We start from the raw sequence: 12,639 nt of genomic DNA, 5'->3' as shown, positions 1-12,639 counted from the left end.
AAATGTTTGACCGCCGTCTCGTATCAAATTTTGACTGGGGATTTTTTTTAATTATTTTTTTTATTTGCATTCTGGGGTTGACCATTCTTTATTCGGCGGTGACCGCCGGATATGCCGGAACCGCCCTGCATCCGCTGTTTAAAAAACAGGTTGTCTGGCTTGCCGTTGGATTTGCCATTATGATGGGCTGTCTTGTCATTGATTTTAGAGAGTTTGCCAAGCTACATTTACTCATATACGCCGCATGTGTCGGGCTTTTGGTGGCTACCTGGCTTGTGGGGCATACCGGCGGCGGTTCCCAGCGCTGGCTGGTGTTGGGTCCTGTTCGGATACAGACCTCGGAACTGATGAAAATTTCTTTGATTATCAGCCTGGCTTCGGTGTACGCAGACAGTATCAGTCCCGACGGTTTGGGGTTCAGGCATCTGATCAAGCCGGCGATTTTATGTATTATCCCCTTTGGTCTTATCTTTATCCAGCCCGATTTAGGTACAGGGCTTTTGCTTCTGCTTATTGCCGGCTGCCTTACTATATTTGTAAAAGTCGAAAAAAAAGTTTTAATCATTCTGGGGGGGGCTGGGCTTGCCCTGGTTCCCCTGGTATGGTTTTTTGGTCTTAAGGCGTATCAGAAAGATAGGATTTTAACCTTTTTGAATCCTGAGCGGGACCCCCTTGGCGCAGGTTATCACATCATCCAGTCCAAGATTGCCATTGGTTCCGGCATGCTTACCGGGAAGGGGTTTCTCCAAGGGACCCAGAATGCTTTAAGTTTTCTGCCGGAACAACATACGGATTTTATTCTTTCCGTATTGGCCGAAGAGTGGGGGCTTGCGGGGTGTACTGTGCTGCTGGCGCTCTATTTTCTTTTGCTGTTTTGGGGGGTGAATATCTCGTATAATTGTCGAAATATGTTTGGCTCTCTTTTGGCCATGGGTATTACCATTATGATATTCTGGCAGATTTTTATCAATCTCGGCATGGTGATGGGGTTGATGCCGGTGGTCGGGGTGCCTTTACCCCTGGTTTCCTATGGGGGGTCCTCGGTTGTAACCAACATGGTCGGTTTTGGTGTTTTGCTGAATATCAGCATGCGAAAATTCAACACGGCCTGAATCCTGATCTCTCTCTTTTTAGAACCTGACCGAAAATCCGTTTTGGGATGAAAAGTTGCACAGATGCAAGGCGCAGATGGTTTAATCTTCATTCAAGCACTATTTAGAATTGCTGCATTCTGTGTTGACAAAAGGCTTACTGGATGGTACTCAAGTCTCGATCATTCTAAGCATTTAGGCTAAATCCGTGAGATTTTAGCCAATAGGATATAAGTAGCTGATTTTTTGTAATTATTAACTGGTGGAGGGATTTTATGATCACTGTGATTCCTGATATATCAGCAGTATATCAGATGGTTAATTTTCTTGTCCTGTTATTCCTCCTCAACCTGGTTCTGTACAAACCCATTCGAAATGTCATTATCGAAAGAAAAGCCAAGGTCGGCACTTTAAGTTCAGGTGCTGAAAAAGCCTCGGCTGATCTTGAGAAACAGATGGATGACTACGAGAAAGGGTTAAGACAGGCAAGGGGTGAAGGCCTCAAGAAAAAAGAGGTGTTCATCGAGGAGGCGTCTGCCCAGGAAAAGGAAATTATTACCCGGATCAATCAGAAAGCGCAGGCTAACTTTGCCGAAATCAAGGCACAGGTAGCTGAAGAAAGCGAACAGGCCCGTAAAGCGCTTGAGGCCGAGGTTGAGGTCTATGCCAAAGCCATCGGCGAAAAGATACTCGGGAGGGCATGTTAATGAAAAAAATTAATTGGAAAAAACACCTTAAGGTTTCCGCAACTGTCGTGGCTATAGTAGGGGTTACGACAGTGGTCTGGGCTTCCGGCGGCGGTCATGGTGAAGCAGCGCATCACAACGCATGGCACGATATTGATACCTGGAAAGTCCTCAATTTCGTTCTTCTTGTGCTTGGCTGCTTTTTCATCGCTAGAAAACCGGTGGCGCAGTTTTTTTCTTCCCGTACTAAGGGAATTGAAGAAGAGTTGACAGGCTTGGAGCAGAAAAAAGCCGATGCAGAAAGAAAACTTGCAGAATACGAAGCCCGGTTTAGAAATCTTGAACAGGAATCTGAAATGATTGTTGAAGATTACATCAAACAGGGTGAAGAGGCCAAGCAAAGAATTCTCGAAGCGGCTGAAGCCCAGGCTGAAAAACTTGAAGATATGGCAAAACGCAATATCGAACAAGAGTTCAAAGCTGCAAAAACGGCTCTTAAGCAGGAAGTTGTGGATCGTGCAATGGAGCAGGCACAGGCGCTCATTAAAAAATCCATCACAACCCAGGATCAGAACCGTCTGGTCGATGAATATTTGAAAAAGGTGGAGGCATAATGAAGAATCTTGCAGTTTCAAGGCGTTATGCCAAGGCGTTGATTTTGATAGGCCGGGAGGATGGTCAGGCGGAGGGGTACAATAATGAACTTACCGCCATGGTTGGGCTTTTAGATTCCCAACAGGGTCTTGAACAGGCCCTTACCAATCCGCTAATCAGAAAAAGTGAACGTAAAAAGCTTCTTGAGTCGGTAATTGCTGCTGCAGGTTTTTCAAAAGTGATGAATTCTTTTTTGTCATTACTTTTTGATAAAGGCAGGATCGGTTTTCTCAGAGACATCGCTACCTATTATAGTGCAATGGCTGATGAACTTAAAGGTGTTGTCAGGGCAAGTGTTGTGGCTGCCACGAACCTGTCCAAGACCAACATTAATAAAATTCAGAAGTCTTTGACGAAGAAAACCGGTAAAACCGTTGTGCTTGATGTGCAAAAGGATTCAAGTCTTATTGGCGGTATTGTCACAAAAATCGGCGATCTTGTTCTTGACGGCAGCGTAAAAACCCAGCTGATTAATATGAGGGAAACTTTAAAAAAAGGTGAGAGTGTATAATGGAAATTAAAGCAGAAGAAATAAGCCAGATAATCAAAGATCAAATTAAGGGGTTTGATGCACAGGTTGATCTGAGCGAAACAGGTGTCGTTCTGTCAGCGGGTGACGGTATTGCCCGTGTTTATGGTTTGGAAAAGGTAAAAGCCATGGAACTGGTTGAGTTTCCCGGCGGGATTCTGGGTCTTGCGCTCAACCTTGAAGAAGACAACGTCGGTGTGGCCATTCTTGGTGATGACAAAGTTATCAAAGAAGGCGACATGGTTAAGAGAACCGATCGTATCGCTTCCGTCCCCGTTGGTGAAGCGCTGCTGGGTCGCGTTGTAACCACCACAGGCGAGCCTGTTGACGGCAAAGGTCCCATCACTTCTGATACATATATGAATATGGAGCTGGTTGCGCCGGGTGTTATTGCCAGAAAAGGGGTTCACGAGCCCTGCTACACCGGCTCTAAGGCGATTGACGGTATGACCCCGGTGGGTCGCGGCCAGCGTGAATTGATCATTGGTGACCGTCAGATCGGCAAAACGGCTGTTGCTGTTGACGCCATCATCGCCCAGAAAGAAAGCGGTATTAAATGCATCTATGTTGCCTGCGGCCAGAAAAAATCTACGGTTGCTCAGGTGGTTGCGGCCCTTGAAGAACACGGTGCCATGGAATACACAACGGTTGTTGTGGCCTCTGCTTCCGAGTCTGCCGCCATGCAGTACCTGGCGCCTTACGCTGGTTGCGCCATGGGCGAATATTTCCGTGACAAAGGGGAACATGCCCTGATCGTTTATGACGACCTTTCAAAACAGGCTGTTGCTTACCGTCAGGTATCTCTGTTGCTCAGACGTCCGCCTGGACGTGAAGCTTTTCCCGGCGATATTTTTTACAACCATAGCCGTCTGCTGGAACGTTCCGCCAAGATGAGTGATGAGCTTGGTGCCGGTTCCCTGACAGCCCTTCCCATCATTGAAACCCAGGAAGGTGACGTATCCGCATTTATTCCCACAAACGTTATCTCCATTACCGACGGCCAGATCTTCCTGGATAAAGACCTTTTCTTTGCCGGTATCCGTCCGGCCATCGACGTTGGACTCTCCGTCTCCCGGGTTGGTGGTGCAGCCCAGGTTAAAGCCATGAAACAGGTCGCCGGTACCCTGCGTCTGGACCTTGCACAGTTCAGAGAGCTTGAAGCTTTTGCCGCTTTCGGTTCCGACCTTGATGCCGCAACCCAAAAACAGCTGACCCGTGGTGAAAGATTGGTTGAGTTGCTCAAACAGCCCCAGTACCAGCCGCTTCCCATGGAAAAACAGGTCACTGTGCTTTATGCCGGTACCAAAGGATACCTGGATAAATACCCCAAAGAAGCTGTTGCCGCCTACGAGGCCGGGCTGTATCCCTTTGTGGAAAGCCGTTATCCGGAAGTGTTTGCAGGTCTCAAGGAAAAAGAAAAAATTGATGATGAACTCGAGGCCAAGCTCAAAGAATGCCTTACCGCCTATGCCGAAGAATTCAAGGAAACCCTCAGCTAGGGTCCAGTAATTCGGATTTATTATAAAAAATAATAACTTATAGGCGCAAAGGTAGATCATATGGCAACATTAAAAGAAGTACAATCGAAAATAGTCAGCGTAAAAAAGACTAAACAGATTACCTCTGCCATGAAAATGGTCGCCACTTCAAGATTGCGCGGTTCCCAGAATGCCATGGAGGCATTTAAACCCTATGCTTCTAAATTTTCAGAAGTTCTGGGATCCATTGCCGGGAAATCAGGGGAGGATGTATCCCCTCTTTTGATCTCCAAAGACGAAGTAAAAAAGGTGGCCGTACTCCTGTGTACATCAGACAGGGGGTTGTGTGGTGGATTTAACATTAATTTGATCAATAAAGCTGTAAAAATGCTCAAATCTGAGCTTCAAGGAAAAGAGGTCTCTTTTGTCTGCTACGGCAAAAAGGGCCGCGATTGGGCCAAAAAACAGGGCAATCCCATTGATGCTGAATACATCGGTATTATGGGCGGCAATGTTGATTTCTCTGTGGCTTCCGGCTCAGGACAAGCACTGATCGACAGTTTCCTTGAAGGAGATGTGGATGAAGTATATCTGATCTATTCTGATTTCCAAGGTATGGCAAAGCAAATCCCGACAGTGAAACAGATCCTTCCCATCCCATCGCTTGATGAGATCGTGGAACAGGAAGATACGGCACCTGTAGACGATGCCGGCACATTTTTGCCGGAGCATATCTGCGAGCCGTCTTCGGATGCGCTTTTGGGTAAAATGCTTCCCAAAAATATTTTTATTCAGATATATGACGCACTGCTTCAAACGTCAACCTCGGAACATGCTGCGCGTATGCGTGCCATGGAAAATGCAACCAAAGCATGTGAAGATATTGTGGATGAGCTGCAGACCATATTTAACAAAACCCGTCAGGCCGGTATTACATCCGACCTTATGGATATTGTCGGCGGTGCCGAAGCCCTTAAGGGGTAATTTAAGTAAGCATAGACAAAACAGCTTTATAGGAGAATAAAATGGCTGAAAATATAGGTAAAATTTCACAGGTCCTCGGCGCTGTTGTTGACGTTGAGTTCGAGCCCGGAAAACTTCCTCCGGTACTGACTGCTCTGACAGTAACAAACCCCACCATCGGGGATATGGAAGACAATCTGGTAATTGAGGTGGCGCAGCACCTGGGCGACAATGTGGTTCGCTGCATCAGCATGGACGTAACCGATGGTCTTCAAAGGGGTCTGCCGGTAAAAGATACCGGCTCTCCCATTATGATGCCGGTGGGCGAAGCTTCCCTGGGCCGTATTCTTAATGTTGTGGGGCGCCCGGTTGACGGTCTTGGCGATATCTCCCAAGACAAAATGCTGCCCATCCACAGACATGCCCCCGCTTTTATCGAACAGGATACGACTGTTCGCGTTCTTGAAACCGGCGTAAAGGTTATCGACCTTCTGGTTCCCTTCCCCCGTGGTGGTAAAATGGGGATGTTCGGCGGTGCTGGTGTTGGTAAAACCGTTATCATGATGGAAATGGTAAACAACATCGCCATGCAGCATGGTGGTATTTCTGTTTTCGGCGGCGTTGGTGAAAGAACCCGTGAAGGTAACGACCTTTATCATGAGATGAAAGACTCAGGCGTACTTCCCAAATGTGCGCTTGTTTACGGTCAGATGACTGAGCCTCCCGGCGCGCGTGCCCGTGTTGCTCTGTCTGCGTTGACTTGCGCTGAATACTTCCGTGATGAAGAAGGCCAGGACGTGCTTCTCTTTGTCGACAACATCTTCCGTTTCACCCAGGCCGGTGCCGAAGTTTCTGCAACGCTTGGACGTATGCCGTCTGCGGTTGGTTATCAGCCGACACTTGCGGTTGATATGGGTGAGCTTCAGGAACGTATTACCTCTACTGATAAAGGTTCCATTACCGCAGTACAGTGCGTTTACGTACCCGCCGACGACTTGACTGATCCGGCACCCGCCACCACCTTCGGCCATCTTGACGGGACTGTTGTACTTTCCCGCCAGATTGCAGAGCTTGGTATCTATCCGGCTGTGGATCCGCTTGACTCCACATCAAGAATTCTTGATGCCGCTTACATTGGCGAAGAACATTACAATGTAGCCCGGGTCGTTCAGCAGACCCTGCAAAAATATAAAGAGCTCCAGGATATTATTGCGATTCTTGGTATGGATGAGTTGTCTGATGAAGATAAGGTGACTGTAGAACGCGCCAGAAAACTTCAGAAATTCCTGTCCCAGCCGTTCCATGTGGCTGAAACATTTACGGGTATGCCCGGCATATTTGTGAAGGTTGAGGATACGGTTCGGTCTTTCAAGGAAATTATCGAAGGTAAGCATGATAACCTTCCCGAAAATGCTTTCTATATGGTGGGGGCTATCGAAGACGCCATTGAAAAAGCCAAATCTGAATAATCATTCGGAGGTTGTATTATGGCTGATAAATTTTTTCTTGAGGTGGTAACACCGCAAAAGGCTGTTGTCAGTGAAGCTATCCAAAGCATTTCAGCTCCCGGCAGTGAAGGTGAATTCTGTGCCTTGAAAGGGCATACTACCTTTCTGACCTCGTTGAAGATTGGTAGTATCCGTTATAAAGATGCAGCTGGGAATGAGCGCATGCTTTTTGTCAATGGCGGATTTGCTGAAGTGCTTCCGAATAAAGTTACCATTCTTGCTGAATCTGCTGAACGTCGTAAAGATATTGATCTTACCCGGGCAAAAGAGGCCCAGGCGCGTGCTGAGAGACGCTTGAGTGACAAAGCGGCAGATACGGATATTGTTCGTGCTCAGGCTGCTTTGCATCGGGCTATATTTCGGATTAAAATGGCTGAAATCCGGTAAGAAGACTTGGCTTGTCTGATGGTTTGATAAACACCGGACCTATAATGCCGAAACATATGGAGTAAAAAAGGGATGCCTTTATGGCATCCCTTTTTGTTTTCATCGCCTATATTGATTAAATGAGACAGGGGGGGGGAATGAACAAGATTGCAGTTATCATACTGGCTGCAGGAAAAGGCAGTCGCATGAAATCGGATTTGGCTAAGGTGCTCCACAAAGTTGCAGGAAAAAGCATGGTTAATCATGTGATCGAAGCGGCTATGCAAGTCGCTTCAGGTCATATTCATGTCGTGGTAGGACACCAGGCTGAAAAGGTGCAAAAAGAGATTCAAAAAAAACATAATGTACAATTTGCCTTTCAAAAAGAACTTTTAGGGACAGGGGATGCAGTCAGAGTTGCATTGCCGGGGGTTGATGCCTCTATAGATCATGTCTTGGTTTTGTGTGGCGACGTTCCGTTAATAAAGAAGAAGACCATCGCTGATTTGGTTTCAACGCACCTGCACCAAATGGCAGATTTGACTGTTCTCGCCGCAAAAGTAAAAGACCCGACCGGTTATGGCAGAATTATCCAAAATAATGACGGACAGCTTCTTGCCATACGTGAAGAGGCGGATGCAACTGATTTGGAACGGCAGATTAATATAGTTAATTCCGGAATTTTCTGTTTTGAAAAAGGCTTTCTTGAGTCCGGTCTCGGACGAATTCAAAATAATAACAGTCAAGGCGAATATTATCTTACTGATCTTGTCGAAGTTGCCGTCCAAAACAAATCCAAAACACTTGTTAAGATCACAGATGACGCTGAACAGGTCATGGGCGTTAATACCATTGAGCAGTTAACCCGCATCAATACGGCGTTTCATAAGGCATCAAATGAATTATCTTGACTTTCATCAGGCTGCAGAATATATTAGTACTTAATTAATTACCATTTTATGAGACGAGACTTAAGAAATTGAATAATGAGGATATAGCCGCCAAGTTTGATGACATTAACATCCATGTAGACTTTTTGATAGAGTCCTGCCAGAGTCTTCAAAAAGAAAACGCAGCGCTTTCTGTAAAAATTAAAGAACTTGAAGATCAGTTGGAACAGAAAATAAAAAACGAAGATGTCTATGTCGGCCGGGAGTCCATGTTGGATGAAAAAATAAACGGACTTCTTTCAAAACTGGATGGGTTCTCGGAAACCGTATCCGGGGGATGACAAGTTATAAAGCGTTTTAATATATATACTCGGTAAAGGGCTTTTTTTGGATGAAATTGTTAAAATTGAGCTTTTCGGGGAAGAATTTAAATTTAAACCGGATAAAGATCAAACATATGATCCGGTAAAGATTGCAGCCCATGTTAAGGAATATATAGATGACGCAGAAAGCCTTTTCCAAAATACAACCAGCAATAAAAACAGGATGGCTATTCTGCTTCTGGCGGCCATGAATTTATCTAAGGATTATCATGATTTGCGTTTGAAGTATTCCGATTTTGAAGAAGACATTGAAAACAGAGTATCATCCTTATTGGAGAAAATAAACAAGACAATGAAATAAACTTTTCATTGGTTTAAAATTATAACAAAACCCCCTGCAGTGTGCGTGATTGTATGACAGACTTTGTCCTAACGCATATAAACATAGGAGGGTCACGCTGATACTGGTGAGCAGGTTCCCTCGAATGTAAGGGAAAAGCCTAAAGGTATTATTGATCTTCCGCCTTTTGGACCTTTGGTTCAAAGCCTTAAAAAACAACACGGCAATTGCGGGGGATATTTTATAGTTTTAAAAAACGCTTTGCCGGTATCCCTTCTTAATCCTACCGCATTATTCCATTTCTTTTTAGCAAGATAACACACGGATACATAATCTGTTGTATCCATTATTCCAGGAGAGATGTTGTATGAGTTTTATAACGATGCTTGCATTTATGCTGTTGCTGCTGGCTGTCGGTGCGGTCATTTTATATTCGATAAAGACAAAAATTGATCAGCAACGACTTGATTTCCAGGAAGAACAACGCATTGCCATGGAAGAAGCCGTTAAAAAAGCTGAGACTCTGCTTAAGGAAGCAAAATTAGAAGCCCGATCCCGCCTGCTTGAAATGAAAAGCACCTTTGATGCCGAGACAGAAGAGACCCGGGCTGAATTGAAAAGAGAAGAACGGAGGCTTTCTAAAAAAAGTGAAAAGCTTGACAGGCTTGAAGATCAATTTGCCAAAAAAGAAAAATCCCTAGAAAAAAATGAACGGGAGCTTGCGGAAAAACTTGAATCAGTAACCCGTAAAGAGGCGTCGTATACTCAGCTTCTTGAAGAGACAAAAAAAGAGCTTGAAAAAGTTTCCGGGATGACCCTTGAACAGGCCAAAGAACTGCTGCTTAAAACCATGGAGGATGAAGCCAGACATGAAGGCGCTAAAATGATCAAAAAGATCACTAGCGAAGTCAAAGAAAAAGCTGATAAAGAGGCTAAAAAGATTATATCGACTGCCATCCAACGCTATGCAGGAGACTATGTGGCTGAACGCACTGTTTCTGTGGTGAACCTGCCCGGAGATGAAATGAAAGGTCGGATTATCGGCAGGGAAGGACGCAATATCCGGGCTTTAGAAGCGGCAACCGGCATTGATCTGATTATTGACGATACCCCGGAAGCTGTTATTTTGTCAGGATTCAACCCCGTCAGGCGGGAAGTGGCACGGCTTTCCCTTGAAAAGTTGATTTCAGATGGAAGAATCCATCCCGCCCGTATCGAGGATGTTGTGGCGCGTGCAACGGAAGAAGTTGATTTAGCGATTAAAGAAGCAGGTGAACAGGCTGCGTTTGACTTAGGTGTCCACGGCATCGATCCTGAACTCATCAAGGTGCTTGGCAAGCTTAAATTTAGAACCTCCTATGCCCAGAATGTCCTGCAACATTCTGTTGAAGTGGCGTTTTTGGCCGGTATTATCGCTGCTGAGCTTGGTCTGGATATAAAACTTGCCAAACGTATGGGACTGCTTCACGACATTGGAAAGGCCGTGGATCATGAAGTCGATGGGGCCCATGCCATCATTGGCGCTAAGCTTGCTAAGAAATATGGTGAAAACCAACGTGTTGTTAATGCCATTGCATCCCACCATGAAGACCAAATGCCTGAAAGTGTTTATGATTTCATTGTACAATCCGCGGATGCGCTTTCCGGTGCCAGGCCCGGTGCCAGAAAGGAAAGCCTTGAAAACTACGTAAAACGGTTGGAAGATCTAGAAAATATTGCAAATAGTTTTGACGGCGTGGTAAATACCTATGCCATTCAGGCCGGGCGTGAGATCCGGGTCATTACTGAGAGTGAAAAAATTACTGATGAAAGTGCAATGCTGCTTTCAAAAGATATTGCCCGCCAGATTGAAGAGAATCTGACATTTCCGGGCCAGGTCAAAGTTGTTGTTATTCGGGAAACCAGAGCGGTTGAATATACCAGGAAATGATAAGGAAGAAACAGCATGAGTGTTTTATCGATTTTAAAAGAGCGTGGATTTATTGATGCAACAACCCATAGCCAGGAGCTTGAAGCCTATCTGGAAAACAACAGAGCTACCTGTTATATCGGTTTTGATCCAACCGCATCGAGTCTGCATGTTGGAAGTCTGGTATGCATTATGGCACTGGCCCATATGCAACGGCAGGGACATCGTCCCATCGGTCTTGTCGGTGGCGGGACAGGGCTTATTGGCGACCCCTCCGGTAAAACAGAGCTGCGCAAAGTGCTTACCCAGAATCAGATTGATGAAAATAAAGCCGGAATCCGGGGACAATTATCCAGATTCATTGACTTTTCCGAAGATAAGGCATTGATGCTTGATAATGCTGCCTGGCTTACCAATCTGGAATACATTTCGTTTTTAAGGGATATTGGCAGGCATTTCTCCATAAATAAGATGATTAAAGCCGAAAGCGTTAAATCCAGACTGGAGTCAGAGGATGGCCTGACGTTTATTGAATTTAATTATATGTTGCTCCAGGCGTATGATTTCATGGAGCTTGCCAAAACCCATGACTGTCTGCTCCAGATGGGCGGCAGTGATCAGTGGGGTAACATTGTGGCAGGGATTGATCTTGTAAGGCGTACCCTTGGTAAACAGGCATTTGGGATCACTTTTCCTTTAATAACTACGGCGTCCGGCATAAAAATGGGTAAAACCCATAAAGGTGCTGTGTGGCTTGATCCACAACGGTTTTCGCCATATGAATATTATCAGTTCTGGGTAAATACTGATGACTTGGATGTGACAAGATTTTTGGCACTGTTTACATTTCTTCCCATGGAAGAGATCGAATTGGTAAAAAATTTAACAGGGGTGGATTTAAATAAAGCCAAAGCCATTCTTGCATATGAGGCAACTAAAATTGCACATGGGGAAGATGAGGCGCTAAAATCCTTCAAAGCCACAGCGTCTATGTTTGGATCGCTGGAGGTGCCTTCTGAGCTTTTGCCTTCTGCAAGCATCCCCCGGGGAACGCTTTCCTGTGGAACAGATGCGTCAGTGCCGACCAGTACATTTAGTAAAAAGGATGTGGTGGATAAGATGTTTGTGGTTGACCTGTTTTGTGACGCAGGGTTGTGCAAATCCAAATCCGATGCCCGTCGTCTGATTAAACAGGGAGGGGCTTATATTAATGGAGAAAGGCTTGGTTCCTTTGAGCAGGTTGTGACAGCTGCTGATGCAAATGACTGTGAAATTATGCTCCGGGCGGGAAAGAAAAAATATTACAAAATTATTTTAAAATAGTTTAAAAAAAGGTTTGACAAAACCTGAACTCAAATGTATATTGTCCAGGTTTTGTTGAACAGGAAACACCAGACAGAACTTTGATCTTTGAAAATTGGTCAGTGAAAAAGAAAAGAGCGGGTCAATGACAATGCGCTTGAGCTTAAGGGCTTAAAGTGCAGACCTTAAAAAGTTTTAGTAAAGGATTATAACTGGAGAGTTTGATCCTGGCTCAGAATGAACGCTGGCGGCGTGCTTAACACATGCAAGTCGAACGAGAAAGGGATTGCTTGCAATCCTGAGTAGAGTGGCGCACGGGTGAGTAACACGTAGATAATCTGCCTTCAAGCCCGGGATAACTATTCGAAAGGGTAGCTAATACCGGATAAAGTCGATTTACACAAGTGGATTGATGAAAGATTGCCTCTTCTTGAAAGCAATTGTTTGGGGATGAGTTTGCGTACCATTAGCTGGTTGGTGGGGTAAAGGCCTACCAAGGCTGCGATGGTTAGCTGGTCTGAGAGGATGATCAGCCACACTGGAACTGGAACACGGTCCAGACTCCTACGGGAGGCAGCAGTGAGGAATTTTGCGCAATGG

Annotated in this window: 13 protein-coding genes, 1 rRNA gene and 1 other RNA gene; all 15 read left to right on the top strand. The window is 45.4% G+C overall.

Going from position 1 to position 12,639, the window contains the following annotated elements; translation table 11 throughout:
• Positions 1–2 precede the first annotated feature (2 nt).
• The gene (gene rodA / locus HXW94_RS05850; RefSeq protein ID WP_178365966.1) at positions 3–1,112 is read left to right on the top strand and encodes a rod shape-determining protein RodA; all 1,110 of its coding nucleotides are present in this window, start codon (positions 3–5) and stop codon (positions 1,110–1,112) included.
• A 254-nt stretch (positions 1,113–1,366) separates the two neighbouring features.
• Positions 1,367–1,798 (top strand): F0F1 ATP synthase subunit B family protein, encoded by a 432-nt coding sequence (locus HXW94_RS05845; RefSeq protein WP_178365965.1) that lies wholly within the window; start codon positions 1,367–1,369, stop codon positions 1,796–1,798.
• Positions 1,798–2,391 (top strand): F0F1 ATP synthase subunit B, encoded by a 594-nt coding sequence (gene atpF, locus HXW94_RS05840; RefSeq protein ID WP_178365964.1) that lies wholly within the window; start codon positions 1,798–1,800, stop codon positions 2,389–2,391. The genes HXW94_RS05845 and atpF overlap by 1 nt, the downstream gene beginning before the upstream one ends.
• Positions 2,391–2,942 (top strand): ATP synthase F1 subunit delta, encoded by a 552-nt coding sequence (gene atpH / locus HXW94_RS05835; protein ID WP_178365963.1) that lies wholly within the window; start codon positions 2,391–2,393, stop codon positions 2,940–2,942. The genes atpF and atpH overlap by 1 nt, the downstream gene beginning before the upstream one ends.
• A complete protein-coding gene (atpA, locus tag HXW94_RS05830; protein ID WP_178365962.1) occupies positions 2,942–4,459 on the top strand; it encodes a F0F1 ATP synthase subunit alpha in 1,518 nt (505 codons plus the stop codon). Before atpH ends, atpA begins: the two co-directional genes overlap by 1 nt.
• 60 nt (positions 4,460–4,519) lie before the next feature.
• Positions 4,520–5,422: an ATP synthase F1 subunit gamma gene (gene atpG, locus HXW94_RS05825; RefSeq protein ID WP_178365961.1), complete on the top strand. Its 903-nt coding sequence runs from the start codon at positions 4,520–4,522 to the stop codon at positions 5,420–5,422.
• 41 nt (positions 5,423–5,463) lie between these two features.
• Positions 5,464–6,870, top strand: coding sequence for a F0F1 ATP synthase subunit beta (gene atpD, locus HXW94_RS05820; protein WP_178365960.1), 1,407 nt, complete (start codon positions 5,464–5,466; stop codon positions 6,868–6,870).
• 18 nt (positions 6,871–6,888) lie between these two features.
• Positions 6,889–7,296 (top strand): F0F1 ATP synthase subunit epsilon, encoded by a 408-nt coding sequence (locus HXW94_RS05815; protein ID WP_178365959.1) that lies wholly within the window; start codon positions 6,889–6,891, stop codon positions 7,294–7,296.
• A gap of 137 nt (positions 7,297–7,433) precedes the next feature.
• Entirely contained in the window at positions 7,434–8,186 is a 753-nt protein-coding gene (locus HXW94_RS05810) for a sugar phosphate nucleotidyltransferase (RefSeq protein ID WP_178365958.1), read from the top strand.
• Positions 8,187–8,254: 68 nt separating this feature from the next.
• Positions 8,255–8,506, top strand: a complete 252-nt coding sequence (locus HXW94_RS05805; RefSeq protein WP_178365957.1) for a hypothetical protein — start codon at positions 8,255–8,257, stop codon at positions 8,504–8,506.
• Between the two features lie 46 nt (positions 8,507–8,552).
• Positions 8,553–8,849, top strand: coding sequence for a cell division protein ZapA (locus tag HXW94_RS05800; protein WP_178365956.1), 297 nt, complete (start codon positions 8,553–8,555; stop codon positions 8,847–8,849).
• A gap of 28 nt (positions 8,850–8,877) precedes the next feature.
• Positions 8,878–9,068: non-coding RNA, 6S RNA (gene ssrS / locus HXW94_RS05795), on the top strand.
• 127 nt (positions 9,069–9,195) lie between these two features.
• On the top strand, positions 9,196–10,758 hold the full coding sequence (rny, locus tag HXW94_RS05790; RefSeq protein WP_178365955.1) for a ribonuclease Y: 1,563 nt from the start codon (positions 9,196–9,198) through the stop codon (positions 10,756–10,758).
• Between the two features lie 15 nt (positions 10,759–10,773).
• Positions 10,774–12,060, top strand: a complete 1,287-nt coding sequence (gene tyrS, locus HXW94_RS05785) for a tyrosine--tRNA ligase (RefSeq protein ID WP_178365954.1) — start codon at positions 10,774–10,776, stop codon at positions 12,058–12,060.
• A 188-nt stretch (positions 12,061–12,248) separates the two neighbouring features.
• Positions 12,249–12,639, top strand: a 16S ribosomal RNA gene (locus HXW94_RS05780); the annotation flags it as partial.

Origin of the sequence: Desulfobacter latus, from assembly GCF_013389365.1 — a bacterium.
GTDB classification, from domain to species: domain Bacteria; phylum Desulfobacterota; class Desulfobacteria; order Desulfobacterales; family Desulfobacteraceae; genus Desulfobacter; species Desulfobacter latus.
The sequence above is the reverse complement of the archived record's forward strand: the minus strand, read 5'-3'. Positions and strand labels throughout refer to the sequence as shown.